This is a genomic window from Streptomyces sp. NPDC050416, from assembly GCF_044458845.1.
In the GTDB taxonomy this organism is placed as follows: Bacteria; Actinomycetota; Actinomycetes; order Streptomycetales; family Streptomycetaceae; genus Streptomyces.
In genome coordinates, this window is record NZ_JBITII010000013.1 from 66,266 (window position 1) to 92,231 (window position 25,966).

Annotated in this window: 24 protein-coding genes; 17 read left to right on the forward strand and 7 right to left on the reverse strand. The window is 71.8% G+C overall.

Annotation, left to right across the window (positions count from 1 at the left end; translation table 11 throughout):
- The first annotated feature begins 105 nt into the window (after positions 1 to 105).
- Positions 106 to 1,143, forward strand: coding sequence for a hypothetical protein (locus ACIBL4_RS33425; protein WP_399415524.1), 1,038 nt, complete (start codon positions 106 to 108; stop codon positions 1,141 to 1,143).
- Positions 1,144 to 1,276: 133 nt separating this feature from the next.
- Here ACIBL4_RS33425 and ACIBL4_RS33430 read toward each other — a convergent pair whose 3' ends face one another.
- Both ACIBL4_RS33430 and ACIBL4_RS33435 read right to left on the reverse strand, forming a co-directional pair.
- Positions 1,277 to 2,071: an SURF1 family protein gene (locus ACIBL4_RS33430; protein WP_399415525.1), complete on the reverse strand. Its 795-nt coding sequence runs from the start codon at positions 2,069 to 2,071 to the stop codon at positions 1,277 to 1,279.
- Between the two features lie 67 nt (positions 2,072 to 2,138).
- Positions 2,139 to 2,963, reverse strand: a complete 825-nt coding sequence (locus ACIBL4_RS33435; RefSeq protein WP_356922474.1) for a class I SAM-dependent methyltransferase — start codon at positions 2,961 to 2,963, stop codon at positions 2,139 to 2,141.
- Between the two features lie 101 nt (positions 2,964 to 3,064).
- Here ACIBL4_RS33435 and ACIBL4_RS33440 point away from each other — a divergent pair, with 101 nt between their 5' ends.
- Positions 3,065 to 4,933 carry a S9 family peptidase gene (locus ACIBL4_RS33440; RefSeq protein WP_399415526.1) on the forward strand — a complete coding sequence of 623 codons (1,869 nt, stop codon included), beginning with the start codon at positions 3,065 to 3,067 and terminating at the stop codon, positions 4,931 to 4,933.
- Positions 4,934 to 5,027: 94 nt separating this feature from the next.
- Here ACIBL4_RS33440 and ACIBL4_RS33445 read toward each other — a convergent pair whose 3' ends face one another.
- On the reverse strand, positions 5,028 to 6,926 hold the full coding sequence (locus ACIBL4_RS33445; RefSeq protein ID WP_399415527.1) for an NAD-binding protein: 1,899 nt from the start codon (positions 6,924 to 6,926) through the stop codon (positions 5,028 to 5,030).
- 143 nt (positions 6,927 to 7,069) lie between these two features.
- Between ACIBL4_RS33445 and ACIBL4_RS33450 the strand changes: the two genes are divergently transcribed.
- From ACIBL4_RS33450 to ACIBL4_RS33460, 3 genes are all read left to right on the forward strand, one after another.
- The gene (locus tag ACIBL4_RS33450; RefSeq protein ID WP_399415528.1) at positions 7,070 to 8,173 is read left to right on the forward strand and encodes a permease; all 1,104 of its coding nucleotides are present in this window, start codon (positions 7,070 to 7,072) and stop codon (positions 8,171 to 8,173) included.
- Complete coding sequence (locus tag ACIBL4_RS33455) at positions 8,170 to 8,874, forward strand: TIGR03943 family putative permease subunit (protein ID WP_399415529.1); 705 nt, start codon at positions 8,170 to 8,172, stop codon at positions 8,872 to 8,874. The genes ACIBL4_RS33450 and ACIBL4_RS33455 overlap by 4 nt, the downstream gene beginning before the upstream one ends.
- A gap of 87 nt (positions 8,875 to 8,961) precedes the next feature.
- Positions 8,962 to 9,414 carry a hypothetical protein gene (locus tag ACIBL4_RS33460; RefSeq protein ID WP_399415530.1) on the forward strand — a complete coding sequence of 151 codons (453 nt, stop codon included), beginning with the start codon at positions 8,962 to 8,964 and terminating at the stop codon, positions 9,412 to 9,414.
- On the opposite strand, the gene ACIBL4_RS33465 is transcribed toward ACIBL4_RS33460, so the two are convergent.
- On the reverse strand, positions 9,411 to 9,590 hold the full coding sequence (locus ACIBL4_RS33465; protein WP_399415531.1) for a hypothetical protein: 180 nt from the start codon (positions 9,588 to 9,590) through the stop codon (positions 9,411 to 9,413). The two genes, ACIBL4_RS33460 and ACIBL4_RS33465, sit on opposite strands and share 4 nt — an antisense overlap.
- Before the next feature lie 384 nt (positions 9,591 to 9,974).
- On the opposite strand from ACIBL4_RS33465, the gene ACIBL4_RS33470 reads away from it, so the two are divergent.
- From ACIBL4_RS33470 to ACIBL4_RS33480, 3 genes are all read left to right on the forward strand, one after another.
- Positions 9,975 to 10,424, forward strand: a complete 450-nt coding sequence (locus tag ACIBL4_RS33470; protein ID WP_399415532.1) for a nitroreductase family deazaflavin-dependent oxidoreductase — start codon at positions 9,975 to 9,977, stop codon at positions 10,422 to 10,424.
- 181 nt (positions 10,425 to 10,605) lie between these two features.
- A complete protein-coding gene (locus ACIBL4_RS33475; protein ID WP_399415533.1) occupies positions 10,606 to 12,216 on the forward strand; it encodes an FAD-binding oxidoreductase in 1,611 nt (536 codons plus the stop codon).
- Positions 12,217 to 12,242: 26 nt separating this feature from the next.
- Positions 12,243 to 13,097 (forward strand): aldo/keto reductase, encoded by an 855-nt coding sequence (locus ACIBL4_RS33480; RefSeq protein WP_399415534.1) that lies wholly within the window; start codon positions 12,243 to 12,245, stop codon positions 13,095 to 13,097.
- 61 nt (positions 13,098 to 13,158) lie between these two features.
- Here the strand turns inward: ACIBL4_RS33480 and rfbA are convergent, their stop codons facing one another.
- Complete coding sequence (gene rfbA / locus ACIBL4_RS33485) at positions 13,159 to 14,034, reverse strand: glucose-1-phosphate thymidylyltransferase RfbA (RefSeq protein WP_399415535.1); 876 nt, start codon at positions 14,032 to 14,034, stop codon at positions 13,159 to 13,161.
- 286 nt (positions 14,035 to 14,320) lie between these two features.
- On the opposite strand from rfbA, the gene ACIBL4_RS33490 reads away from it, so the two are divergent.
- Positions 14,321 to 14,575 carry an acyl carrier protein gene (locus ACIBL4_RS33490; protein ID WP_399415536.1) on the forward strand — a complete coding sequence of 85 codons (255 nt, stop codon included), beginning with the start codon at positions 14,321 to 14,323 and terminating at the stop codon, positions 14,573 to 14,575.
- Between the two features lie 270 nt (positions 14,576 to 14,845).
- Positions 14,846 to 15,616 (forward strand): BTAD domain-containing putative transcriptional regulator, encoded by a 771-nt coding sequence (locus ACIBL4_RS33495; protein ID WP_399415537.1) that lies wholly within the window; start codon positions 14,846 to 14,848, stop codon positions 15,614 to 15,616.
- 311 nt (positions 15,617 to 15,927) lie between these two features.
- Here ACIBL4_RS33495 and ACIBL4_RS33500 read toward each other — a convergent pair whose 3' ends face one another.
- Positions 15,928 to 16,785 carry a class I SAM-dependent methyltransferase gene (locus tag ACIBL4_RS33500; RefSeq protein WP_399415538.1) on the reverse strand — a complete coding sequence of 286 codons (858 nt, stop codon included), beginning with the start codon at positions 16,783 to 16,785 and terminating at the stop codon, positions 15,928 to 15,930.
- A gap of 187 nt (positions 16,786 to 16,972) precedes the next feature.
- On the opposite strand from ACIBL4_RS33500, the gene ACIBL4_RS33505 reads away from it, so the two are divergent.
- The 5 genes from ACIBL4_RS33505 to rdmE are packed head-to-tail and all read left to right on the forward strand — an operon-like array spanning position 16,973 to position 21,840.
- Positions 16,973 to 17,410, forward strand: a complete 438-nt coding sequence (locus tag ACIBL4_RS33505) for a SnoaL/DnrD family polyketide biosynthesis methyl ester cyclase (protein WP_399415539.1) — start codon at positions 16,973 to 16,975, stop codon at positions 17,408 to 17,410.
- 40 nt (positions 17,411 to 17,450) lie between these two features.
- Entirely contained in the window at positions 17,451 to 18,554 is a 1,104-nt protein-coding gene (locus ACIBL4_RS33510) for a methyltransferase (RefSeq protein ID WP_399415540.1), read from the forward strand.
- Between the two features lie 4 nt (positions 18,555 to 18,558).
- Positions 18,559 to 19,455, forward strand: coding sequence for an alpha/beta fold hydrolase (locus tag ACIBL4_RS33515; protein ID WP_399415541.1), 897 nt, complete (start codon positions 18,559 to 18,561; stop codon positions 19,453 to 19,455).
- A 32-nt stretch (positions 19,456 to 19,487) separates the two neighbouring features.
- Positions 19,488 to 20,201 carry a class I SAM-dependent methyltransferase gene (locus tag ACIBL4_RS33520; RefSeq protein ID WP_399415680.1) on the forward strand — a complete coding sequence of 238 codons (714 nt, stop codon included), beginning with the start codon at positions 19,488 to 19,490 and terminating at the stop codon, positions 20,199 to 20,201.
- Positions 20,202 to 20,244: 43 nt separating this feature from the next.
- Positions 20,245 to 21,840, forward strand: coding sequence for an aklavinone 12-hydroxylase RdmE (rdmE, locus tag ACIBL4_RS33525; RefSeq protein WP_399415542.1), 1,596 nt, complete (start codon positions 20,245 to 20,247; stop codon positions 21,838 to 21,840).
- A gap of 461 nt (positions 21,841 to 22,301) precedes the next feature.
- Here the strand turns inward: rdmE and ACIBL4_RS33530 are convergent, their stop codons facing one another.
- Positions 22,302 to 23,309 (reverse strand): Gfo/Idh/MocA family protein, encoded by a 1,008-nt coding sequence (locus ACIBL4_RS33530; RefSeq protein ID WP_399415681.1) that lies wholly within the window; start codon positions 23,307 to 23,309, stop codon positions 22,302 to 22,304.
- Positions 23,310 to 23,516: 207 nt separating this feature from the next.
- On the opposite strand from ACIBL4_RS33530, the gene ACIBL4_RS33535 reads away from it, so the two are divergent.
- Both ACIBL4_RS33535 and ACIBL4_RS33540 read left to right on the forward strand, forming a co-directional pair.
- The gene (locus tag ACIBL4_RS33535) at positions 23,517 to 24,647 is read left to right on the forward strand and encodes a hypothetical protein (protein ID WP_399415543.1); all 1,131 of its coding nucleotides are present in this window, start codon (positions 23,517 to 23,519) and stop codon (positions 24,645 to 24,647) included.
- Positions 24,644 to 25,963: an activator-dependent family glycosyltransferase gene (locus tag ACIBL4_RS33540; RefSeq protein WP_399415544.1), complete on the forward strand. Its 1,320-nt coding sequence runs from the start codon at positions 24,644 to 24,646 to the stop codon at positions 25,961 to 25,963. Before ACIBL4_RS33535 ends, ACIBL4_RS33540 begins: the two co-directional genes overlap by 4 nt.
- Positions 25,964 to 25,966: the final 3 nt, after the last annotated feature.

Consider the following 25,966-nt stretch of genomic DNA (forward strand, 5'->3'; position numbering starts at 1 on the left):
GGCGTGCCCCGCGACGGGCGCGACCGGCACGAACCCTTCGAGTGGCACGAGCCGACAAGGCTGCACGGGCAAGATCCGAAGCAATCGCACGCTGGGAACGGAACTGTGAACCACGGCCTGGACGACCAGAGCCCCGAGGGGTTCGACTCGGACGAGCTGGACCTGCGCACGATGCTGCACCAGGTGGTGCAGGAGGTGGAGCCGCGCGACGGCACCCTGGACTATCTGCGCAAGGCGGTGCCCCAGCGCCGGGCCCGCAAGCGGCAGGCCGTCGTCGGCATGGCCGCCGCCGTGCTGTTCATCGGCACCGCCGTACCCGCCCTGGTGCACGTCTCCAACTCCACCGGCTCCGAGGCCAACCCGTCGGTCGCCGGCCACGCCTCCGAGACCCAGGGCGGCGCGAGCCAGGGCAAGGGCCCGGACGGCGGCGAGAGCACCGCGGGCAGCTCCCCCGGCAAGACCGAGGACAAGGGCAAGGGCGACAAGAAGGAGAAGGAAAAGGAAGGCAAGGCCACCGGCGGCGCCTCGACCGGCGCGTCCCAGGGTGCCGGCCCGTCCGCCACCACCGCCGTCGGCATCCCGGCGTGCACCGCCGCCCAGCTCGGCCCCGCCTCCGGCAGCAGCGCCGCCCCCGACTCCACCGGCGCGGTCTACGGCTCCTTCCGCGTCACCAATGTCTCCGCGGCGAGCTGCACGGTCACCGACCCCGGGTCGGTGAGCGCGCTGGCGCAGGGTTCGGCCGACGCCACCAAGATCGGTGCGGCCCGGCACACGGCCGGGGACGCGGCGGCCGGGCTGCCCGACCCGTCCCTGGAGTCCGCCCAGCTTGAGCTCGCGCCGGGCGCCGCCTACGACGTGAAGTTCGCGTGGGTGCCCACGGAGACGTGCCCCACCCCCGGCGGCGACCCGGACCCCGGCGACCCCACTCCCGACCCCACGCCGACACCGGACAGCGGCACCACGGGCGGCACCTCCACCGGCGACACGGGCACGGCCCCGCAACTGGCCACGGAGGACGGCACGGCCGACGGCAGCGTGGCGGTGACGTACACCCCGGCAACCGGCTCGGGCGGCACATCGGTGACGGTGCCCAACGCGTGCGCGGGCACGGTCTACTGGACGGGCGTACTGGCGGCGTCGTAGCCGCTCAGCTGCGGGCAATCGTGCCTCCCCCAGTGCCTTAAGGGCCTGGGAGGTGCCCAGGCGGCACGGGTGGGCGCAGCGGCACCCCGCTACGCCGGGTTGCGCACCCACCCGCCCTCAGCAGCGACGCCGCTCACTTGGCACCGGCGTCCGCGGCAACGGGCTCCTCGTCCGCCGCCAACCCCAGCTCCGCATCCCGAGCGAACTCCACCTCGCGCCGCAGCAACCGGAACCACATGAAGATCACAAACCCCACGAAGGCGAACCACTCGGCGGTGTAACCGAGGTTCTGGAACGCCTTCAGATCCAGCCCCGTGTCCGGCGGCGCACTCGCCGGCACCGCCTTCATCCCCGAGTCACCCTTCACCAGCGTGACCCACGCGTCGTACACGTCGTACGGCACCAGATTCACCAGAGACGCCGCACTGATCGCCCCGGTCTGCCCGGACGGCAGACCGCCCTGCGCGCTGACGCCGTTGTCCCCCGGCGTCTCGGACGCCTGCAGCGCCCCGGTGACCGTGACCTCACCGGCGGGCGCGGCGGGCGCCTTGGCCGCGTCGGCGGTCCCGGGCAGCCAGCCCCGCACCACCGGCAGCGCCTCACCCGAGTCGGTGCGCAGCAGCGTCAGGACGTAGAACCCCTGCTTGCCGTCGAGCTCCCGGCCGGGCACCAGCAGCTGCTTGCCGTAGCGGCCGGTCGCGGTGACCAGCTTGCCGGACGTCGCCTTGGTCACCGGCAGCATCTCGCCGAGCGGCCGGGGCGCCTCGTGCCGCGCCTCGGAGACCTGCTCGGTCGCCGTGCGGTGGTCCTGCACCCGGTCCTCGAACCGGCCCAGCTGCCAGGACCCCATGAAGATGCAGAAGGGGATGGACAACAGCACGAAGACGTTGATCCCCCACCATCGGGGCGTCAGCAGAAACCGGTACACACCCTTACGGTACGGGGCAGCCGGGAGGGTCCGGCCTGCGGGGTCGGTACGACGCGGTACCGCTTCGTCAGTCCTTGCGGGCCCGGACCGAGTACATCAGCGGGATCCGCGGCCGGTCCGCCGGATAGCGGAAGTAGCCGTCCCGCCGCTCGAAGCACCCGAACCGCCGGAACAGCGACACGTCGTGCTCGTGCAGGAACTCGATGCGCAGCCCGGCCGCCGCCAGCGCCGAGACGACCTCACCGACCGGATGCTGCCACTCCACGCGCCGGTTGTGGACGAACTCGGCGCCCTCGGCCGCGTACGAACCCGGACTCTCCTCGATCCAGGCGTCACGGGCGAAGTAGTCGTACGTGATCCGCGAGCCGGTCTCGTCGTCCAGGACGTCGGTGAGCGGGTGGAACTCGGACAGGTACAGGAACCCGCCGGGCGCCACCAGCGAGGCCGCCGTCTCCGCCCAGCGCCCGATGTCGGGCAGCCAGCACAGCGCGCCGACACCGGTGTAGACGATGTCGTACGAGGTGTCCGGGACCGCCGTGGCCGCGTCGTACACGTCCGCCGCGACGAACGCGGCCCGGTCCTGGCCGAGGCCGAGATCGCGCGCGAGGCCGCGGGCGAGGTCGACCGCGGGAGCGGAGAAGTCGAGGCCGACGACGCGGTCGGCGCCGTGCCGGGCCCAGGACAGCGTGTCGAGGCCGATATGGCACTGGAGGTGCAGCAGCGACCGGCCGGAGACGTCGCCGACCTCGGCGAGTTCGAAGTCCCGCAAGGGGTCCTGCCCGGCCCGGAAGGCGTCGAGGTCGTAGAAATCGCCCGCGGCGTGCAGCGGGGCCCGCTCGTCCCAGTGGGCGCGGTTGGCCTCGTGCCAGTCGGCCGGGGTGGGGGAGTACATGGGGTGACTCCTGACCTGCTCGGAAGGGGGACCGGTGGAGGTTATCCACAGGCTGAGGACCTCGCCAGCGAATTGTCGGCGAGGGCGTGCACTATGGGGCCATGACTGAGAGCAACGGATCCGACGCGCGGGATCAGCGGGACCAGCACGAGCACGAGGTACCGGCGGCACAGCAGGAGCGGATGCCGGACTGGGAGAAGCGCTTCCGGGCGCCCAGAGTGTCCCTGCCCGACTGGGCGGAGGACGCGCCGGACCGCTCCCTGTTCGTGTCGAACGCGACGGGGACGTACGAGCTGTACGCCTGGGACCGGAAGACGGGCGAGCAGCGCCAGGTGACGGACCGGCCGAACGGCACGACGGACGGCGTGCTGTCCCCCGACGGCGCCTGGATCTGGTGGTTCGACGACAAGGACGGCGACGAGTTCGGCGTCTGGCGCCGCCAGCCCTTCGCGGGCGGCGCGGACGAACTCGCCGCCGAGGGCCTGGACCCCTCCTACCCGGCGGGCCTCGCCCTCGGCCGTGACGGGCGCACGGCGGTCATCGGCCGCTCCACCGACGAGGACGGCACGACGATCCACCTCGTCCGCACGGGCGAGCAGCCGGTGGAGATCTACCGCCACCGCGAGTCGGCCGGCGTCGGCGACCTCTCCCACGACGGCTCGCTCATCGCCATCGAGCACACCGAGCACGGCGACGCCATGCACTCCGCCCTGCGCGTCCTGCGCACCGACGGCACCCCGGTCGCCGACCTCGACGACACCGAGGGCGGGACGCGTGAGCTCGGCCTGGAGGTCCTGGGCTTCGCCCCCGTCGACGGCGACACCCGCCTCCTCATCGGCCACCAGCGCCGGGGCCGCTGGGAGCCCCTGGTCTGGGACGTCGCCTCCGGCGAGGAGACGGACCTGGCGCTGGAGCTGCCGGGCGACGTCAGCGCCGAGTGGTACCCGGACGGCATGGGCCTGCTCATCGCGCACAGCTTCGAGGCCCGCAGCGAGCTGTTCCGCTACGACCTGGCCAGCCGCGCCCTGACCGAGATCCCGACCCCGCCCGGCACGGTGTCCGGTGCCACGGCCCGGCCCGACGGCAGCGTGGAGTACCTGTGGTCCTCCGCCGCCGAACCGTCGGCGGTCCGCTCCACGTCCGGTGGTGTCGTGCTCGACCCGCCCGGCATGAAGTCACCCGGCTCGGTGCCGGTGGAGGACGTGTGGGTGGAGGGGCCGGGCGGCCGCATCCACGCCCTCGTCCAGAAGCCGGAGGGCAGCACCGGCCCGCTCCCCACGGTCTTCGACATCCACGGCGGCCCGACCTGGCACGACAGCGACTCCTTCGCCGCGGGCCCGGCGGCCTGGGTCGACCACGGCTACGCGGTGATCCGTGTCAACTACCGCGGCTCCACGGGCTACGGCCGTGCCTGGACGGACGCCCTGAAGCACCGCGTGGGCCTCATCGAACTCGAGGACATCGCCGCCGTCCGCGAATGGGCCGTCACCTCCGGCCTCGCGGACCCCGACCGCCTCGTCCTGACCGGCGGTTCCTGGGGCGGCTACCTCACCCTCCTCGGCCTCGGCGTCCAGCCCGACGCGTGGGCCCTGGGCATCGCGGCGGTCCCCGTCGCCGACTACGTCACGGCGTACCACGACGAGATGGAAGCGCTGAAGGCGATGGACCGCACGCTCCTCGGCGGCACCCCCGAGGAGGTCCCCGACCGCTTCGAGGCCTCCTCCCCCCTCACCTACGTCGACCGGGTCAAGGCCCCGGTCTACATCTCGGCCGGCGTCAACGACCCCCGCTGCCCGATCCGCCAGATCGAGAACTACGTCAAGCGCCTGGAGGCGAGGGGCGCGGTCCACGAGGTGTACCGCTACGACGCGGGACACGGCTCACTGGTGGTGGACGAACGGATCAAGCAGGTGAGGCTGGAACTGGAGTTCGCGGAGAGGCACCTCAAGGGGCAGCCGAACGCCCAGTAGCTCGGGAGGGCCTGTGGTGTGGCGGCTGCGGGTGCGTCGTGGCCGATCGCGCAGTTCCCCGCGCCCCTGGGGCGTGAACCCCGCCGCTCGGCGATCACGCCCCCGCCCGCTCCCGCCGCCTCCGCCCCAGCAACTCCGCCAACCCCCGCCGCGTAGCCGCCAGCACCACCCGATCACCGGCGCCCAGCACATACGTAGGAGGCAGATCCCACACCAGCCCCGAAGCCGGCGCCCCTTCCTCCTCCGGACTCTCCCCCTGACCCCGCCGCCCCCCAGGAGGTGCCGTATTGAGCGCCAGCACCCGCCACGCCCCCGCCCGGAAGGCCTGCCCCACCGTCCGCCCCTCCAACTGCGGGTGCCCGGCCACCTCCACCTCCGCGAACAGCAACACCCGCCGCTCCACCGGAATCGCCCCCAGGATCTGCCGCCCCATCATCGCCCCGGCGAACGCGGGCGCGGCCAGATGGGACACACTCCGGCTCCGCGTGAGGGCGGACGGATGCGCGGCCCGCAGCGTCCGGTACACCGCGGTCGCGAAGTCGTCGTCGTACAGCCGCAGCACCACCCGCAGATCGGGCCGCACGGACCGGGCGTACAGCGCGGCCTCCAGATTCGTCGTGTCCGCACTGGTCAACGCCAGCAGCGCATGCGCCCGATGGATCTTCGCGGCCTCCAGAACCCCCTCCTGCGTGACATCCCCGAGCACCACCGGCACCCGCAGCCGCCGCGCCGTGGCCATCCCCCTGGCCTCCGGATCGGACTCGACGCACACCACGGGAATGCGCAGTTCCCGCAGCCGCGTCAGCACCCGCGTGCCGATCTTGCCGAGCCCGAGCAGCACCACGTGTCCGCCGAGCCCCCGCGGCGGCTTCCGTAGCGCCGACGCGCTGCGGAACGTGCCCAGTGCCTCCAGCACCGCGGCCAGCAGCACCGGCAGCAGCAGCAACCCGACCAGCCCGGACAGCAGTTGCAGCACCTGCCGCCCGGTCGACGCGTGGTACGCGGGATCGTTGATGCCGAACAGGTCGAGGAGCGTGACGTACGTGGCGTACAGCGGATGCTGCCCGGTCACGAACATCAACGCGACGGCGAGCGCGAGCACACATCCCACCAAGCCGGCCAGCGACCACCGCAGCCGCCGCGAGAACAGCGAGGCGAACGGCGGCACGGCACCCCGCCCGGAGGGCAGGGACGGCCCGGTGTACGACACCTGCTCCAGGACGACGGTCCCGCGCCCGGTCGCCGACGCCACCGCCGTCTCGTCCGGCAGCAGTCGCGGGCCCTGCTCCCCGCTGCCCTCGGAACCGTCCGCCCCGGCCGGGTCGTTGCTGGTGGCGGACAGCAGTGCCAGGGTGCACAGGCCGGGGTCGGCCACCTCGCCCGGCCGCGGCGGCTGCCGCTCCACGGCACGCAGGACGAGCCCTTCGGTCTGGACAACCTTGCTGGTGCCGACGAGGGCGGTCGCGGCCAGCGCGGGAGCGGCCGTGTCGGCGTCGGACAGCACGGTCGTCGACGCGTCCAGTCCGCCGCCCGTGCCCGGCCCCGTGCCCGAGGCCACCGCCGCCGTCTGGTCGAGCAGTTCCTCGATGTGCTGGCCCAAGCGCCGGTTGTACAGCCGGAGTACGAGCCTGACGCGGGGGTTGAGCCGGCGGGCGGTGAGTGCGGCGCGGATGTTGGTCTCGTCGTCGTCGTACACGAGCGCCAGGGCCGCCGCCCGGTCGGCGCCCACGTCGGTGAGCACGGCCTCGGTGACCTCGGGGGCCTCCACGATCTGCTCGCTCGCGGCCGGTTCGGCGCCGGCCGTGCCCGTGCGGTTGACGGCCGCGCTGACCCGGTCGAGCAGGGCGGCCGAGGCGGCCCGGGCCCGTCCGACCACCGGTTGCCGTACCCGGCGCCCCGAGGGCGGCACCACGAGCGTGACCTGCTCGCCGTACACACCGCGCAGTTCGGCGGCCAGCCGGTGCGCGAGCCCGTCGTCCCCGCACACGATCATGTGCGTGGCCGGATCACCTGGCAGACCTTGGTTCGGAACGCTCCCCACAAGGGAGAAGACTGCCTCACCGGGACGGCCGGTTCCAGAAGGGAACAGCGGTGGCTGAACGCCCGGAGCGGTCCGGCCGTACAGAAGGGGAGGCAATGCCCGTGCGCACGACCGGAGGTACCGGGCCCGTGGCCACCACGAAACCCGCCCCGCACGAGACCGACGACACGGTCGGGAACGAGACCATCGAACCGGTCGCCGGCAAGGGCCCGGGCCCGGACGACGCCCGCCACCCGAGCCCCGACGAGGCCCGCCACCTCAACTCCCCCCTCCTGCTCACGCTCCTGCTGCTCACTGCCGTGATGCTCCAGGGCCCGATCCGCGCGGCCCTGTCCGCACCGGTGATGCAGAGCTGGATGACGGTGTTCGTCGCGGTCATGGTCCAGGCGCTGCCGTTCCTGGTGCTCGGCGTGCTGCTGTCGGCGGCGATCGCCGTGTTCGTGCCGCCGTCCTTCTTCGCCCGGGCCCTGCCGAAGCGCCCGGCCCTGGCGGTGCCGGTCGCGGGCGTGGCGGGTGCGGTGCTGCCGGGCTGCGAGTGCGCGTCGGTGCCGGTGGCGGGGGCGCTGGTCCGGCGCGGGGTCACACCGGCGGCCGCTCTGGCGTTCCTCCTCTCGGCGCCCGCCATCAACCCCATCGTGCTGACGGCGACGGCGGTGGCCTTCCCCGGCAACCCGGAGATGGTCCTGGCCCGTTTCGTCGCGAGCCTGCTGGTGGCCTGCGCGATGGGCTGGCTCTGGCACCGCGTCGGCCGCACGGACTGGCTGCGCCCGCCGGACCGGCCGTCGTACGAGGGGCAGGGCAAGGGCGCGGCCTTCTGGGGCTCGGTGCGCCACGACGTGATGCACGCGGGCGGTTTCCTGGTGATCGGTGCGATGGCCGCGGCGACGCTGAAGGCGGTGGTGCCGGAGGAGTGGCTGCGCGCGGCGGCCGGGAATCCGGTGTTCTCGGTGCTGGCCCTGGCGGTGCTCGCCGTCCTGCTGTCCATCTGCTCGGAGGCGGACGCGTTCGTGGCGGCGTCCCTGACCCAGTTCTCGCTGACGGCCCGTCTGACGTTCCTGGTCGTGGGGCCGATGATCGACCTGAAGCTCTTCGCGATGCAGGCGGGCACCTTCGGCCGGGCCTTCGCCCTGCGCTTCGCCCCCGCGACGTTCGCACTGGCCGTCGTCGTGTCGGCCCTGACCGGAACGGTCCTGCTGTGAACCGCCTGGCCCAGACGGCCCTCCTCTTCCTGCTCGGCGCGACCCTGCTGCACGCCGGTCTGACCGACCTCTACCTGCGCTACGTCAAGGCGGGACTGCGTCCGCTGGTGCTGCTGGCGGGCGTGGTGCTGATCGCGACGGCGGCGGCGACGCTCTGGTACGAACGCCGCCGGGCACGCGGGCAACAGCACCACCACGAGCCCCGTATCTCCTGGCTGCTCACCCTGCCCGTCCTCGCCCTGATCCTGGTCTCCCCGCCGGCTCTGGGCTCCTACAGCGCGGCCCACACGGGCACGGCCCTGACGAAGCCCTTCGGCTTCCCGGACCTCCCCGCCGGCGAGCCCCTCCGCCTCGGCGTGGCCGACTACGCGGGCCGAGCGGTGTACGACGACGGCCGCTCCCTCCGCGGCCGCCGGCTGAAGATCACCGGCTTCGTCACGCTGGACCGGGCGGGCACGCCCTACCTGGTCCGCATGGGCCTCAACTGCTGTGCGGCGGACGCCCAGCCGGTCAAGATCGCCCTGACCGGCGACGTCCCCCCGGTCCTGAGCCCGGACACCTGGCTGGAGATCACCGGCCGGTACACACCCCGCCGGACCAAGGACCCGGTCAACGGCGGCCCGATCCCGTACCTCGACGTCACCGGCGCCAGACCGGTACCGGCACCGGCCGACCCGTACGACGAGACGTGGAACACCTGACACCCGCGTACGAGCCGTCATCACGCCGCGTACTAGGAGCATCACTTCCGGGTACTCGGGAATCTCGCTGATCAGCGAGGGGGAGGCATGACCACATCGACATCGACTCGCGAGACCGGACCCGGGACGCGGTCCGACCGCGCGGCGGAACCCGCCCCGGACCTGCTGACCGAGGCCCGTGAGCAACTCGCGAAGGCGGACAGCAAGGCCGGACTGACCCTGGCGACCCTGGGCGCGGCCCTGGCCGCCCTGCTCGGCGCGATCACCGGCGGCCTCATCGTGCCGGGCCAGTACACCGTGGTCCCGCAACTCCTGGTCTGGTCCGGCTGCGCCGCCTGCGCCCCGTCCCTCGTCCTCCTGGGCCTGGCCGTATCCCCCCGACGCACAGCCCAGGCCTCCTCTTCCCCGGAGGAGAGGCAGTTGGAGATCCTGTCCCACACCGCCCGGCTCAAGTACCGCTGCATACGCCGGGCGATGGCCTGGGGCGCGGCCTTCCTCACGCTCACCCTGGCGGGGACGCTGGCCGGAGTCCTGTCTTAGCAGTCCTCGACGTGGGGGTTGTACACCCGGACCGCGACCTCGCCGCCGCAGTCCGGACACGCGGTCATCGCGAGCGCCCGGTTGACCTGCCTGGCGCTGTCCGCGCTGCTGACGGTCCCGGCCATCGACGTACCCGCACGCTTCATGTCCCGCAGGTGGATCAGATGGATCAGCAACGAGTAGGACCCGGACGACGACGGGCTGGACGTACCCCCGCCCGTCGCCGCGCCCGGCCAGGACGCCGAGCCACCCGTGCCGGGGGGACGACGGCGGCGCGCCGCAGGCCGGGGACGAGCACCTGGGCCGGAGAGGGCCCCCGAGCGGTGAAGACGTCATCGAGGCCCACTCGAGGACCGCTCGAAGGCGGGTGGCCGGTGTCCGGAACTCGTTGCGTGCGGCGGGGCCGTCGCGCATGCTCTTAGCGCGTCCGTCAGGGCAGCCGGAAGCCGTCGCTGAGTCCAACTTCCCCTGAAACACAAGTGGTTCAGGGGAAAGGTGGATGATACTCAAGTTTAAGTATCCGATGGTACGGTGTGACTTCCGACGGACGGAGTGAGTGCATGGACGAACAGAACGAGGTGCTCGACAGCCCGACCGGCTGGGTCGCCACCCATGTGCGTCGGTACGTGGCCAGCGAGGGCGCGAGCGGGCACATCTGGTACGGGAAGCCGACGCTGGTACTGACCACGCGGGGACGCAAGTCCGGGGCACTGCGGCGTACCGGGCTGATCTACGGGGAGGACCAGGGGAACTACGTCGTCGTCGGGTCCAACGGCGGATCCGACCAGCATCCCCACTGGTACCTGAACCTGCTGGCGGAGCCGCGGGTGCGGGTGCAGGTGGCCGCGGAGACGTTCGAGGCGGTCGCCAGGGAGGCGGAAGAGGGGGAACGGGCCCGCCTGTGGGAGGCGATGACCGTGATCTTCCCGCAGTACAAGAGCTACCAGAAGAAGACCGACCGGAAGATCCCCGTCGTCGTGCTGGAGCCGCAGGGGCCCGCACGGGGATGACGGGTGCCCGGCGCCTGCGGTGAGGAGGCGGCGACGGCGATGCTCGGGGGAGTGCGCGTCGGTCGGGGGCCGGGTTCGCCGGGTCCCGCGCGCGGACGGCAGGGGGCCGTGCCGTGAGGGGGGGACGTGTCATCGTGCCGTTCCACCCACTCGTTTCTCATCGAAGGGTTGGGTGTGTCTCATGGGCGGATTCAGTCGTCGCGGGTTTCTGAGATCGACGGGGGCCGGTGCCGCCGCGGTCGCCGCCACGGGGGTCGCGGCCGCACCGGCCGAGGCGGCGCGGGCCAAGGCCGGCGTGTGCGTGCCGGAGCCGCCGGTCACCACGGTCGCCGCCGCCGATCCCCGGTACGGCGAAATGGTCAGCAGGGGATTCAACAGCCGCTTCGTCGGGGCGCCGGACCTCGTCCACGTGGTCCACACGCCCAAGCAGATCGAGCAGGTCGTCGCCGACGCCGTGGCCGCCGGGAAGCGGATCGCCGTCCGCAGCGGGGGGCACTGCTTCGAGAACTTCGCCGACCACCGCGACGTCCGCGTGCTCATCGACACCTCGCCGATGCGCGCGGTCTACTTCGACAAGGAACACCGGGCCTTCGCGGTGCAGCCCGCCGCCACGCTGGGCGAGGTCTACCGCACGCTCTTCTACGACTGGGGCGTGACCCTGCCCGCCGGGGTCTGCCCCCAGGTCGGGGCCGGCGGGCATGTCGCCGGCGGCGGATACGGGCCGCTGACCCGTCGCGACGGAACCGTCGTCGACCATCTCCATGGCGTCGAGGTCGTGGTCGTGGACGCCAAGGGCAAGGCACGCACCGTCACCGCCACCCGGGAGCCGGACGACCCCAACCACGATCTGTGGTGGGCGCACACCGGCGGCGGCGGTGGCAACTTCGGCATCGTCACCCGTTATCTGTTCCGTACGCCCGGGGCCTCGGGCAACGACCCCTCGGCCCTGCTGCCCAAGCCGCCCACCCGGCTCCGCTCCACCTTCGTGACCTGGTCGTGGGCCGACCTCGACCTGGCCCGGTTCACCCGGCTCGTCACCAACTACAGCCTGTGGTATGAGGAGAACCATGCCGACACCCGGTACGGCAGCCTCTACAGCACCCTGCACCTCAACACGCACGCGGTCGGCTCCGTGTCGCTGGAGGCCCGCTTCGACGGTGGCCGCGCCGACGCCGCCGAACTGATCGAGCGGTACGTCACCGCCGTCAACGCCGGCACCGGCCTCGAACCAACCGTCGAGCACCAGAACGACCTCTGGCTCCAGGCCACCCTCGGCGCGCGCTTCGACACCGGCGGGTACGACCGGCACAAGTCCAAGAGCGCCTACCTCAGGCGCGCCTGGACCCCCGAGCGCATCGCGAGGGTCCATCAGCACCTGACCGACCCCGCGTTCGACGGCTGGGGCGCCGTTGACCTCTACTCCTACGGCGGAGAGGTCAACACCGTGGCCCCCGGTGCCACCGCCCTGCCCCAGCGGGACTCGATCCTCAAGGCGTGGTTCTCGGTCACCTGGATGGATCCGGACCTGGACGAACTGCACCTGAACTGGATCCGCGAGCTGTACCGGGACGTCTTCCGCGACACCGGCGGCGTTCCCGTGCCGAACGACGAGCACGACGGCTGCTACATCAACTATCCCGACACCGACCTGGCCGACGAGCGCTGGAACACCTCCGGCGTGCCCTGGCACACCCTCTACTACAAGGACGGATACCGCCGCCTCCAGCGGGTCAAGGCGAAGTGGGACCCGCGCGACGTCTGGCGCCACCCGCTCTCCGTCCGGCTCCCCTGATCCCCGGCTGAAAGGAAACCGTCACCGTGCGACCCGGCCGAGCCGTCGGTACACACATCACCCTGGGAGGCGACCTCACCGTGGGCCGGCTCGGTTTCGGGGCGCTCCGGCTCACCGGCCCTCACCACTGGGGGCCGCCCGCCCGGCCGGACAAAGCCGCCGCGGTGGCGCGGTGCGCGGTCGAACTGGGCGTGACGTTCATCGACACCGCCGACGTCTACGGACTCGGAGCCAACGAGGAACTGCTCGCCACGGCGCTCCACCCCTACCCGCCGGGCCTGGTCGTCTCCACCAAGGCGGGCGAGGTCCGGCCGAGCCCGCACCAGTGGCGGGTGCTCGGCCGGCCCGACTACCTGCGGCAGCAGGCCGAACTGAGTCTGCGCCGGCTGCGGCTGGAATGCGTCGAGCTCTTCCAGCTGCACCGGGTCGACCCGCAGGTGCCGCTGGAGGACCAGGTCGGAGCGCTGAAACAGCTCCAGGACGAGGGCAAGATCCGCCACATCGGGCTCTCCGAGGTGACGGTGCAACAGATCGAACAGGCTCGTCGTGTGGCACGCATCGCGAGCGTGCAGAACAAGTACAACCTGTACGACCGGCGCTACCAGAAGGAGCTGGACCACTGCGAGCAGGAGGGCATCGCCTTCATCGCGTGGAAGCCGCTCGCCGGTGCCGCCCGGCCGGCCCCGGACAGTGCCCTGGCCCGAGTGGCCGCGCAGGTGGGGGCGACGACGACGCAGGTGGCGCTCGCCTGGCTGCTGCACCGCTCGCCGGTCTTGCTGCCGATCCCGGGCACGGCCTCCCTGTCCCACCTGCGGGTGAACATGGCGGCGGCGGACATCGCCCTCGACGACGAGCAGCTGACCCTGCTCGACGAGGCGTGAGAAGCCGGACGACGGCCGGGCCGGGGGCGGTGGCCCCCGGCCCGGCCGTACACGGGGCCGGTCAGGCGCTCATCTCGTTCGCCACGGCCATGACGTATTCGCCGTACCCCGACCGCGACAGCTTCGCCCCGAGCCGGTGGCAGGCGTCGGCGTCGATGAAGCCCATGCGCAGGGCGACCTCCTCCAGGCAGGCGATCCGTACGCCCTGCCGGTCCTCCAGGGTCTGTACGTACTGACCGGCCTGGAGCAGGGACTGCGGGGTGCCGGCGTCGAGCCAGGCGAATCCGCGGCCGAACGTGACAAGTTTCGCCCGGCCCTGTTCGAGGTAGATTCGGTTGACGTCGGTGATTTCCAGTTCGCCGCGGGCTGACGGGCGTATTCCACGAGCGACCTCCACGACGTCGTTGTCGTAGAGATAGAGCCCGGTAATGGCGAGATTCGAGCGGGGCTTTTCCGGCTTCTCCGCCAGCGAGACGAGCTGACCTGTTTCGTCCACCTCGCCCACGCCGTAGCGCTCCGGATCGGTGACCGGATATCCGAAGAGGACACACCCGTCGATATCCTGGGAGTGCGCTGCGAGGAGATCGTAGAAACCGTTTCCGTGGAAGATGTTGTCGCCGAGCACGAGGGCGACCGAGTCACCCCCGATGTGGTCGGCCCCGGTGAGGAAGGCCTGCGCCAGTCCGTTGGGGACGGGCTGTTCGGCGTAGGTCAGGGAGATCCCCAGGTGGCTGCCGTCGCCCAGCAGCCGGCGCAACTGGGGGATGTCGCCGGGCAGGGCGATGATGAGGATGTCCCGGACGTCGGCCAGCATCAGGGCCGAGAGAGGGTAGTAGATCAACGGCTTGTCGTTGACGGGAAGCAACTGCTTCGAAACAGCCAGGGTGATCGGGTGTAAACGGCTTCCATAGCCGCCCGCCAGCACAATTCCTTTCACCGGCTCCTCCTTTGTCTGGGCATTCTCTGTGACAGTAGGCCGGAAACCTCCCGGCGGACAACAATCGCCTTGCCGATATTGACCGTGATACGAGGTGAGGGCCCCATGGTCACCTCCTGTTCGGATCCGCTCGATCGGTTCTCGAGTCTGTTCCTTCTGAATCTGCATAGAGTGCACTTCGTGGCCGTAGCCGACCGCGGTGATGCACAATCGGACCAGTAACCGACGCTGTCGGCCGGCACCGAAGGAGCGCGAGGAATCGACCGCAAGGGGAGGAAGAACTGTGGTGGCGGCACTGACGAGCGAAAAACTCTTTGCCATCCTGCGTGAGTGCGCGGGGGAAGAGGAGTCCGCAACCGGCGCGGAAAGCGCTGTTGACATGGAATTCACAGACCTCGGGTACGACTCGCTGGCCCTGCTGGAGACCGCTGCGCGGGTCTCGCGCGAGTACGACGTGGAGATCCCCGAGGAGGGCCTCTCCGAGGTGACAACCCCCGCCGGGTTCCTGGCCGTCGTCAATGCGCTGCTGAAAGTGGCCTGAACCCTTCGTGGCGCTCGTCACACCCAGGCTGAACTGTTGATTGCACAACCGGTTAGTTGTATGCGCAACAGAAAATCCGGCGCTGACAGCGCTTTCCGTTCTGGCGAAATACGGGCTCCTCTGTGGGGAACTTGTGAACCGCCTGAGGCGTTGATGCTCGGTAGACCAGTAGCTTTCTGCGATCTATGGGGGAACGTCGTGAAGCTGGGTGTTTTAGGCCCACTTTCCGTGCAGGTCGAGGGTGACCTGCACACTCCGAGCGCACCAAAGATGAGAAGCGTTCTGGCCACACTGCTGGTGCACGCCGACCAGGTGGTGCCCGTGTCGTCACTGATACGCGAACTGTGGGACGAGGAACCTCCGGTCAGCTGCTTGACCACGCTGCAGACCTACATCCTCAACCTGCGCAAGTTGCTGGCGTCCGCGACGGGAATGACCGCCCGTCAGGTCGCCTCCGAGATCCTCGTGACCCGGTCCGGCGGTTACCTGTTCCGGACCACCCAGGGGGATCTGGACGTCCACCGGTTCCACCAGCTCGTCGCGGACGGACGCAGAGCGCTGTCGTCGGGGGACGACCACACCGCGCTGTCCACCCTCTCCGGCGCGCTGCAGCTGTGGCGCGGACCCGCGCTGGTCGACGTCGTCGCCGGGCGGATCCTCGAGGGGCGGCGCCAGCAGTTCGAGGAGTCCCGGCTGGTCGTCCTGGAATACCTCGTCGACACCCAGCTGCGGCTCGGCATGTACCGGGAGGTACTCACCGAGCTCGCGGCGCTCACGGCCGACAACCCGTACCACGAGGGGCTGCACGCCCAGTACATGCGTGCGCTCTACCTCAACGGCAGGCGGGCGCAGGCCCTGGAGCTCTTCCAGCGCCTGCGGGTCAACCTGGTGACCCATCTCGGCCTCGAACCGGGCCCGATGGCCCAGGAACTGCACCGCTCCATCCTCAACGCGGAGTCGATCGACGCGCAGGGCAACCTCCGCAGGCCTACCGGAGACATCGTGCGCATGTCGTCCTCCGGCGCGGTGCGCGTCTACTGACACCGGGCGGGGCCTGGCCCGGCCGGCACGGACCGGGCCCCGCCCGCCCCACCCCGAGTGGGCGCCCGCCCCACCCCGAGTGGGCGCCCGCTCCACCATGAGCGGGCACCCGCCACCGCGGAAGGCCGCCCGCCGCACTGCGGGAACGTCAAGCTGCCCGCACCACGGAACGTCCGGCTGCCCTTGCCACGGAAAGGCGTTCTCTCCTGGGAGCGGGGTGGCCCTCGGGAGGGGGGTCTCCCGTGGCCGGGTGGGTCCGCTGCCCGTGGTCGGTCCGCAGCCCCCTCCCCCCGCCGGACCGCGGTGGTCGCTCAGGTCGGGATCGACGCGCTGACGAACCTGACAGGGGTGGGCAGATGGAGTGGGCCGCCGCCGCGCAGGCGGTCCAGTTCGGTGGTCAGGCGGTGGCGCAGCTGCCGGCTTTCGTAGTCCGGGAGATGCTGCCACAGCAGCCGCATGCCCTGGGTGTGGGACCAGTCGACCCAGGTCTCACCGTCCGGCGCGCGCAGGTCGATGTGCTCGTCGGCGATCTCCACGTCCTGGAACCCGGCGCGCACCATCGTCCGGGTCAGGTCGTCGGTGTCCTGCAGCCAGCTGTTGAACCGTCGCTTCAGCGCGTCCGGGCGCCAGTCGGCCGGCAGGTTGCGCAGCAGCCGCTCCGGGATGAGTTCCGTGAACACGGGCGGCAGGAAGGGGAACGTGTCCTCCGTGAAGACCGGGCTGGTGAAGGCGATCCGGCCGCCCGGCCGCAGCAGGGCCGCGTACCGGGGGAGCGCGGCCGGCGCGTCGGGCAGGAAGATCAGGCTGTAACTGCCGGTCACCACGTCGAAGGAGGCGGAGGGAAGGCCGGGGTGCTCGCCGTCCATGACCCGGACCTCGACGTGCCGGACGCCGAGCGCGCCGGCCTGGCGGCGGGCCTCCTCCACCATCGCCGGCGCGATGTCGATTCCGAGCACATGACCGGACGGGCCCACCCGCTCCGCCGCCACGAACAGGGACGCGCCCCGGCCGCACCCGATGTCGAGAACACGTTGCCCGGGCTGCGGATCGGCCCTTTCCACGAGTCGCCGGCCCATCGGCGTGAAGAACTCGACGCCCAACTGGTCGTAAGTCGCCGCGGCATTGTTGAACGCCTCGGTGACCGTCGATTTGTAATCCGTCTTGTCCATGGGTCCTCCAGGTGGCAAAAGCCGACCCGACCATCCTGGCCGGTCCGTCTGAAATGTGAGTCGGAACGCGCTCGGTGGCTGCTCGAAACCGGCTTGTCAACGGGTCGAGCGGGTGCGGACAAGGATTGTTGCGGAGCGCCGCGGAAGTCAGGATGAACTCATCGACGACCGACAAGGAGTGCCTTCCGTGAGTGATCACATCGACATTGTTCGGCGCATGGTGAACAGCTACAACACCGGGAAAACGGATGACGTGGCCGAGTTCATTCACGAGGAGTACCTCAATCCCGGTGCCCTGGAACACATGCCGGAACTGCGTGGCCCCGAGGCATTCGCACTCGCGGTGAAGTGGCTGAAACTCACGTTCTCCGAGGACGCGTATCTGGAGGAGATCGGCTACGAGGAGAACGGCAGCTGGGTGCGGGCGAAACTCGCCCTGTACGGACGCCAGGTGGGCGAACTCGTGGGGATGCCCGCCACCGGGCGCCGCTTCTCCGGGGAACAGATCCACCTCATCCGGATCGTCGAGGGCAAGATCCGCGACCACCGCGACTGGCCGGACTACCTCGGCACCTACCGCCAGCTCGGCGAGCCCTGGCCCAAGGAGGAGGGCTGGCGGCCCTGAGCAGCGCGTCCGGCACACCACGCCCAAGGGAAGGAACACGGTGAGCTCTTCCTCACCCGGGGAACCCCTGGAACCGACTGACCAGGACCTCGACCTGCTCCTGAAGAACCTCGGCAATCTGGTGACCCCGATGGCCCTCCGGGTCGCCGCGACGCTCCGCCTGGTCGACCATCTCCTGGCCGGAGCCGGCACCGTCGCCGGCCTCGCTGCCCGCACCGGCACCCACCCGCAGGCGCTCGCCCGCCTGGTCCGCCACCTGACCGTGGTCGGCATCCTGGAGGGCGGGGAGCCGGACCGGCCGCTGCGCGCCACCCGGCTCGGGCTGCTCCTGGCCGACGACCACCCCGCGCAGCAGCGGGCCTGGCTGGACCTGAACGGGGCCGTCTCCCACGCCGACCTGGCCTTCACCGGGCTTCTCGACGTGGTCCGCACCGGCCGTCCCGCCTACTCCGGACGGTACGGGCGGCCCTTCTGGGAGGACCTGTCGGCGGACCGGGCGCTGGCCGACTCCTTCGACGCGCTGATGTCCTGCGACGAGGACCTGGCCTACGAGGCCCCGGCCGGCGCGTACGACTGGTCGCAGGTGCGGCACGTCCTCGACGTGGGCGGCGGCAACGGCGGCCTGCTCGCGGCGATCGCCCTGCGGGCCCCGCACCTACGGGGCACCCTCGTCGAACTGGCGGGACCCGCCGAGCGGGCCCGGCGCACGTTCGCGGACGCCGGACTCGACGACCGGGTCACCGTGGCGGAGAGCGACTTCTTCAAGCCGCTGCCCGTCACCGCCGACCTCGTCGTGCTGTCCTTCGTCCTGCTCAACTGGTCCGACGAGGACGCGCTGACGATCCTGCGCCGGTGCGTCGAGGCGCTGGAACCGGGAGGCAGGATCCTCGTCCTCGACCGTGCCGATGTCGAGGGGGACGGCGCCGACCGGTTCTTCAGCACGCTGCTCGACCTGCGCATGCTGACGTTCATGGGGGGCCGGGTGCGCACCCGGGACGAGGTCGTGGTCCTGGCCGGGTCGGCCGGCCTGGCCCTGGCCTCGGAGCGCACCAGCGGCTCCACCACCCTCCCGTTCGACTTCTCGATCCTGGAGTTCACCGCCGCCCCCGTGGGGGCCGCCCCCACCCTCCCAGCACAGGAGTAGACACATGTCCGAACGCATCGTGCCCAGCGGGGACGTCGAGCTGTGGAGCGACGACTTCGGTGATCCGGCGCACCCGGCGCTGCTGCTCGTCATGGGCGGCAACCTCTCCGCCCTGGGCTGGCCCGACGAGTTCGCCCGGCGGCTCGCCGACGGCGGCCTCCACGTCATCCGCTACGACCACCGCGACACCGGCCGCTCCACCACCCGCGACTTCGCCGCGCACCCCTACGGCTTCGGCGAACTGGCCGCCGACGCGGTCGCCGTCCTCGACGGCTGGGGCGTCGACCGGGCCCATGTCGTCGGCCTGTCGATGGGGACGACCATCGCCCAGGTCATCGCACTCGACCACCACGAGCGGCTGAGCAGCCTGACCATGATGCTGGGCGGCGGACTCGACATCGACTTCGACGCCAACATCGAGCGCGTGATGCGCGGCGAGCCCACGCCGGACGGTCTGCCCGGGCCGCGGCAGCCCTTCCTGGACGCGCTCGCCCTGATGCAGCAGCCGGCCGAGGGGCGCGCCGCCGAGGTGGCCAAGCGCGTGAGCAAGTGGCGCGTCCTCTCCGGCACGGGCGTGCCGTTCGACGACGCGGAGTACGCGCGGTGGGAGGAGCGGGCGATCGACCACGCGAGCGGCACCCTCACCGAGCCGTACGCGCACTACTCGCTGACCCTGCCGCCGCCGGCGCGGGCCGCCGAACTGCGCAACGTCACCGTGCCGACCCTGGTCATCCAGGCCGAGCACGACCCCATCGCGCCCCCGCCGCATGGCAAGCACCTCGCCGGGCTCATCCCCACCGCCCGTCTGGTGGAGATCCCGGGCATGGGGCACGCCCTGCCGTCCTCCGTCCACGGCCCGCTGGCCGAGGTCATCCTCGCCCACGTCCGCCCGGCGTCATGACCGTGGCGGACGCACAGCGGGCGGGCGAGACGATGTACGGGGCGGACCTCGCACGGGTCTACGACCTGGTGCACCGCGAGCGGGGCAAGGACTACCGCACCGAGGCCGAGGCGGTCGCCGCCGCCGCCCGTCGGCACAGGCCAGGCGCCTCGCGGCTGCTCGACGTCGCGTGCGGCACCGGCGGGCACCTGCGGCACTTCGCCGACCTTTTCCCGCACGTCGAGGGACTGGAGCTGTCCGCGCCGATGGCGGAGGCGGCGCGCGCCGCGCTGCCAGGGGTGAGCGTCCACCCGGGCGACATGCGCCACTTCCGCCTCGGCACCACCTTCGACGTGGTGACCTGCATGTTCGGCTCCATTGGCTACATGACGTCGGTCACCGATCTCGGCCGGGCGCTGAGCGAGTTCGCCCGGCACCTGGAGCCCGGCGGCGTCGCCGTGGTCGACCCGTGGTGGTTCTACGAGACGTTCGCCGACGGCCATGTTTCGGCCGACGTCGTGACCGTCGACGGCATCACCGTCTCCCGCGTCTCGCACTCCGCCCGCCGCGGCCGCACCTCGCACATGGAGGTGCACTTCGTGGTCGCCGAACCCGGGGCCGGAGCCCGGCACTTCGTCGACACCCACATCATCTCGCTGTTCAGCCGGGCCGAGTACGAACAGGCGTTCAGGCAGGCCGGCTTCGCGGTCGAGTACCTGCCCGAGGCGCCGTCGGGCCGTGGCCTGTTCGTCGGCGTCCGCGAGTGAAGCAACGACGGCAACCCGCAACAAACGACGAGAGAGGAACGACATGAGCGACCACGAGGTCGACGTTCTGGTGGTGGGTGCGGGCCTCGGTGGCCTGTCGACGGCGATGTTCCTCGCCCGGCACGGCGTCCGGGTGCTCGTGGTGGAGCGCAGGCCCGGCCTCTCGCCGTATCCGCGGGCCGCCGGGCAGAACCCGCGGACCATGGAGCTGCTGCGCATCGGGGGCGTCGCGGACGAGGTGACCCGGGCCGACGACATCCGCGGCGCCCAGGGCGACTTCGTCATCCGGCTCGCCCAGAGCGTGCGCGGCGAGGTTCTGCGGACCGTCTCGGAGAGCTTCGACGACATGGTGGCCGCGACCCGGCCGTGCACGCCGGCCGGCTGGGCGATGCTGTCCCAGGACAAGCTGGAGCCGATCCTGCTCGCGCAGGCGCAGCGGAACGGCGGCGCCATCCGCTTCGGCACCCGGCTGCTGTCGTTCCGCCAGGACGAGGACGGCGTCACGGCCCGGCTGGAGGGGCCCGGGGGCGAGTACGACCTGCGCGCCGGGTACCTCGTGGGCGCCGACGGCAACCGCAGCCTGGTGCGGGAGTCGCTGGGCATCCGGCGGTACGGGCACGGCACGCTGACCCACATGGTCGGCATCATCTTCGACGCGGACCTCTCCGGCATCGTCGAGCCGGGCATGACCGGCTGGTACTACCTCCACCATCCGCGGTTCACGGGCACGTTCGGGCCGACGGACCGGCCCGACCGGCACACCCTCTTCGTCGAGTACGACCCCGACGAGGGCGAGCGCCCCGAGGACTTCACACAACAGCGCTGCATCGAGCTCATCGGCCTCGCGCTGGACGCCCCCGAGGTGCGGCCCGAACTGGTCGACATCCAGGGCTGGGAGATGGCGGCGCGCATCGCCGAACGCTGGCGCGAGGGGCGGGTGTTCCTGGTCGGGGACGCGGCGAAGGTCACCCCGCCGACCGGGGGCATGAGCGGCAACGCGGCCGTCGCCGACGGGTTCGACCTGGCCTGGAAGCTGGCGGCGGTGCTGCACGGGCAGGCGGGGACGGGTCTCCTCGGCACGTACGAGGACGAGCGCAAGGTCGCCGCGGAGCTGGTCGTGGCCGAGGCGCTGGCGATCTACGCGCAGCGGATGGCGCCGCACATGGCGGATGTCTGGGACAAGTCGGTGGGGTACGCCGAGACGCTGCTCGGCTTCCGCTACCGCTCCTCGGCGGTCCTGGCCACGGACGACGACCCGGCGCGGGTGGAGAACCCGCTGACCCCGAGCGGCCGGCCCGGCTTCCGCGGACCGCACGTCATGGTGTCCCGGCACGGGGAACGGCTCTCCACGGTCGACCTGTTCGGCGACGGCTGGACCCTGCTGGCGGGTGAGCTGGGAGCGGACTGGGTCGCGGCGGCGGAGACGGTCGCGACGGAACTGGGCGTCCCCGTCCGGGCGTACCGGATCGGCGCCGGCCTCACGGACCCCGAGGACACAGTGGCCGACCGCTACGGCATCGGCAAGGCGGGCGCGAGCCTGATCCGTCCCGACGGCATCGTCGCCTGGCGCACGGACGAGCCGACGACCGACACGGCGAGCACCCTCGACGGCGTCCTGCGCAAGGTCCTCGCCCGCTGACACCGAGCCGGCACGCAGCAGCACCCCGCACCCCGCCGGAAGTTCCGGCGGGGTGCCGATGCGTGAGGGCGCCCGGCGCCGGCGCCGGGCGGGCCGGGGCGGGAGCCGCAGAGTTCCGGGTGCTGGCGTACGGCGGTCGCGCCGGGCGCGGTCGACGACCCCTTGGGGCCCACCGCCCGACGCCGGGTCCGGGCGACGCTGCGGCGTGATCGGCGTCGGTGCGTGGCCGGGGCGCGCCCGAGGTGGACGTGGGGCAGCTGGTGGGGCGGGGCGCCTGCGACGGGTGAGGGCGGGCGGGCCGGTCGCGGACGTGCCGCTGGTGATCGCGACGGTCGCGTCCTCGCTGCCGGACTCGGCACAGCAGGAGGTCCGCCAGGGCCGACAGCTCACGCCGGTCGTGCCCCGCAGTCCCTGTGGAGGCCATGTCCAGCCGTCGGGTCGAGGCGGACGCGTGCCGCGTGTCAGCTCAGGCCCAGGTCCTGCGTCAGGGCGTCGTGCGCGCGGGACTTCGGGTCGCCGATGAGTCTGGCCGCACGGCGGACGCGGTCGACCAGGAGGGCCTGGCGGCGGATCGCGGACGTGTCGGTGAGGGGGCCGCCGCCCGAGAGGGCCGCGCGGACGAAGGCGTCCATCGCGTTGAAGACCTGGTTGTCCTCGGGCAGCGACCGCTCCGTTACCACGTCCTGCTGCTCGATCCGGACCACCGGCCTCAGCTGCTCCGGGGGAGTGAAGGCACGCCGGACGCTCACCCGCCCCCGGTCGCCCCACAGCGCGTAGGTCGACCGGTAGGAGTGCTCGAAGCCGAAGTCCAGCTGGGCCGTCACCCCGCGGTCGTCGCTCAGCAGCACACTGCCCGCCACATCGACCCCGGTCGCCTCGTCCACGCGTAGACAGGCCCCGAGCACATCGAGTTCCCCGGTCAGGTACAGCTGGGCCGCCCGCAGCGGATACACCCCGACGTCGAGCAACGCGCCCCCGCCCAGCGCCGGCTGGTACCGGAACGACTCCGGCGCCAGCGGCGGCACGGCGAACGATCCCGAGAACTGCCGCAGTTCCCCCACGGCCTCGTCGAGCATCGCGCGCACCGCGGTGTGCTGGGAATGGTGCAGGAACATGAAGTTCTCGGCCAGCACGAGCCCGAGTTCCGACGCGGTCGACATCAGCTCGAGCGTTTTCTCGTACGCGTCCGACATCGGTTTCTCGACGAGCACGTGCTTTCCCGACCGCAAAGCCCGCAGTGCCCACTCGTGATGCATGCCGGGCGGCAGCGGAATATAAACGGCGTCCAGGTCGTCCCGCTCGACGAGCTCCGCGTAATCCCCCACGCCACCGCAGCCGAAGGCGGCTCCCACGCGCTCGGCCCTGGCCTTGTCCCGGCTGGCCACCGCGACGAGGTCGACGTGGTCATGCGCGGCGAGAACGGGCATGATCCGGCGCATCGCGATGTTCGCCGTACCGATCACGCCCATTCTGAGCGCCCGTTGCTGACGGTGCTCTGGCATAGGGATCCTCATCACCTTGCGGGAGTCCAGTGGGTTTCCCCACCGTACGACCGGGAGATCAAGCACTGCTTGAGGAACGGTGGATGCGGAAAAAAGGCCACTTCGAGTGTTCTTCTAATACGGCCCCGTACCTTGCCGAGGGAATCGGATGACGGAGGTGGCGGGGTGACGGCGGTGACGAATGCCCTGGGGCGCGAACTGCAACTCGTCCACGCGGCACAGTGGCTCTACGCGATCAACGGCGAGCCGTTCGTACCGGGGGCGGGTGACCCGTACGCGCGGCTGGTACGGGGATTCGAGATCGGCGAAGGCGGCACGGACGACGGGGGCGGCGTCCTCGCGTCAATCGCGGAGCGAGGGCCGGTGTGGCGCAGCCGGCTCGACACGTGGGTCGTCACCGGCCGCACGGCGCTCCAGGAGTTGTCCGGCTGCCCGGACCTGGCGGTGTCCGCCGCCGTGCCGCAGGCGCAGACGTGGCTGCCCGACCCGGCGCACGGGCGGACCACGGAGCTCGCCCGGCACCTTGCGGTGCGGGGTGGGACAAGGGCCGTGCGCAGACATGCCGGGGCGCTGGCGGAGCGGGCCGGGCAGGCCGCGGACCGGCTCGGCGCGGGCCCGGTCGACCTGGTGGCGGACTTCGTCGAGCAGCTGACCGCGGCGATGTACGCCGCACTGCTGGACGTCCCTGAGGAGCGGCACGCGGCATTCGCCGCCGACCTCGCCGCGGTGGCCCCGGCCGTGGACGCGCTGCTCTGCCCGCAGACGCTGGAGGTGACGCGGCGCTTGGCGGCCGGCGTACGGGGCCTGCGGGAGCTGTTCGCCGGGCGCGACCGGGCCGAGGCGGACCTGGTGCTCGCCGTGGCCGGCGCCCGGGCCGCTTCGGACCTGCTCGGCAACGCCCTGCGGACGCTCCTCGGCCGGCCGGGGGAGTGGGCGCTGCTGCGCTCCGATCCCGCGCACGCGGCCCGGGTGGTCGAGGAGGCTCTGCGCGACAGGCCGTTGTGGCGGGCGTATCCGCTGGTGGCGCTCGCCCCGGCCGAGGTGGCCGGCACCCGTGTCGAGACCGGTGACGCCGTCACCGTTGTGATCACCGGGGTCGGCGGCGATCCGGCCCCACTGCCCGTGGCCGCCTGCGCCACGGTGCTCCCGGCCGCACGGGCGCAGGCCGAGCAGGCGCTGCTCGCGCTGGCCGCGCGGTTCCCGCTGCTGCGGCCGGACGGCGAGCCGGTGCGCGTGCGCCGGGCGCCCCTGACCCGGCGCCTGGCCAGGCTGCCGGCCCGACTCGGCGAGGAGGAGACGCGATGAGGGTTCTGTTCACCTCACTGGCTCACCACACCCACTACTACCCACTGGTGCCGCTGGCGTGGGCGCTGCGCACCGCCGGCCACGAGGTGCGGGTCGCCAGCCAGCCCGAGCTGACCGACGTCATCACGGGCACGGGACTGACCGCCGTGCCCGTCGAGTGGTCGCTCGGCGCCCTGGAGGACCTCGGGCTGCTCGGCAGGCTCCACGACGAGGCCTCGGCCCACGTACAGGGTTTCGACTACGCGGCCCGCGGCGAACACCCCTGGACGTACGAGCAGTTGCTGGGCCTGGAGAACGTCATGGTGCCCACGCTCTATGGCGCCCTGAACAACGACACCATGGTCGACGCCCTGGTGGACTTCGCCCGCTCCTGGGAGCCCGATCTCGTCGTCTGGGAGACCTTCACCCTCGCCGGGGCCATCGCGGCGCGGGTGACGGGCGCGGCCCACTGCCGGCTGGTCTCCGGCCCCGACATCAGCGTGCGCGCCCGCAAGGAGTTCCTGCGGCTGACCGCCGAGCAGGAGCCGGAGCACCGCGAGGACCCCACCGCGGAGTGGCTGGAGCGCACGCTGCGCCGGCTGGGATCCGGCGCCGGGTTCGACGAGGACATGGTCACCGGCCAGTGGACGGTCAACACCACGCCGCCCAGCACCCAGCTCGACCTGAAACTGCCGACCGTCCAGGTACGCCACGTTCCGTACAACGGCCCCGCGGTGGTGCCCAACTGGCTGCGGGCCGACCCCGGGCGCAGCCGCGTCTGCGTGACGCTCGGCTCCTCGGCCTCGGACGTCGGCGTCGACATGGCGGAACTCCTGGCCCAGCTCGCTGAGCTGGACGCGGAGATCGTCGCCACCGTCGACGAGGCGACCCGCGAGGCGGCGAAGGACCTGCCGGACAACGTACGCCTGGTCGACTTCGTCCCGCTCAACGACCTGCTGCCCACCTGCGACGCGGTCGTGCACCACGGGGGTGTCGGCACCAAGGCGACGGCCGAACTGCACGCCGTTCCCCAGCTGATCCTGGCCTTCGGCTGGGACACCGAGGTCATGGGCCGCGGTCTGGAGGACATCGGCGCCGGCCTGTGCGTGCCGAGCACCGACCTGCTTGCGGACGTGCTGCGCAAGCAGGTCCAGCGACTGATCACCGAGCCGTCGTTCGCCCGGGGGGCCCGGCGGCTCCAGGAGGAACTGCTTGCCGTGCCCAGCCCCAACGAGATCGTCCCGGTGCTGGAGCGGCTGGTCGCCGAACACCGCGGTGACGCTGGAGCGGCACAGGCCGCGCACGGCACGAACGGCTCCGTCCACGAGCGAGGGTGAGGG

Excerpts from the sequence above, each read along its gene's own strand:
- ACIBL4_RS33435 (WP_356922474.1), bottom strand. The coding sequence starts at position 2,963 with ATGTACTCCCCCACCCCGGCCGACTGGCACGAGGCCAACCGCGCCCAC.
- ACIBL4_RS33440 (WP_399415526.1), top strand. The coding sequence starts at position 3,065 with ATGACTGAGAGCAACGGATCCGACGCGCGGGATCAGCGGGACCAGCAC.
- ACIBL4_RS33445 (WP_399415527.1), bottom strand. The coding sequence starts at position 6,926 with ATGATCGTGTGCGGGGACGACGGGCTCGCGCACCGGCTGGCCGCCGAA.
- ACIBL4_RS33450 (WP_399415528.1), top strand. The coding sequence starts at position 7,070 with ATGCCCGTGCGCACGACCGGAGGTACCGGGCCCGTGGCCACCACGAAA.
- ACIBL4_RS33460 (WP_399415530.1), top strand. The coding sequence starts at position 8,962 with ATGACCACATCGACATCGACTCGCGAGACCGGACCCGGGACGCGGTCC.
- ACIBL4_RS33470 (WP_399415532.1), top strand. The coding sequence starts at position 9,975 with ATGGACGAACAGAACGAGGTGCTCGACAGCCCGACCGGCTGGGTCGCC.
- ACIBL4_RS33475 (WP_399415533.1), top strand. The coding sequence starts at position 10,606 with ATGGGCGGATTCAGTCGTCGCGGGTTTCTGAGATCGACGGGGGCCGGT.
- ACIBL4_RS33495 (WP_399415537.1), top strand. The coding sequence starts at position 14,846 with ATGAGAAGCGTTCTGGCCACACTGCTGGTGCACGCCGACCAGGTGGTG.
- ACIBL4_RS33500 (WP_399415538.1), bottom strand. The coding sequence starts at position 16,785 with ATGGACAAGACGGATTACAAATCGACGGTCACCGAGGCGTTCAACAAT.
- ACIBL4_RS33515 (WP_399415541.1), top strand. The coding sequence starts at position 18,559 with ATGTCCGAACGCATCGTGCCCAGCGGGGACGTCGAGCTGTGGAGCGAC.
- ACIBL4_RS33520 (WP_399415680.1), top strand. The coding sequence starts at position 19,488 with ATGTACGGGGCGGACCTCGCACGGGTCTACGACCTGGTGCACCGCGAG.
- rdmE (WP_399415542.1), top strand. The coding sequence starts at position 20,245 with ATGAGCGACCACGAGGTCGACGTTCTGGTGGTGGGTGCGGGCCTCGGT.
- ACIBL4_RS33530 (WP_399415681.1), bottom strand. The coding sequence starts at position 23,309 with ATGGGCGTGATCGGTACGGCGAACATCGCGATGCGCCGGATCATGCCC.
- ACIBL4_RS33540 (WP_399415544.1), top strand. The coding sequence starts at position 24,644 with ATGAGGGTTCTGTTCACCTCACTGGCTCACCACACCCACTACTACCCA.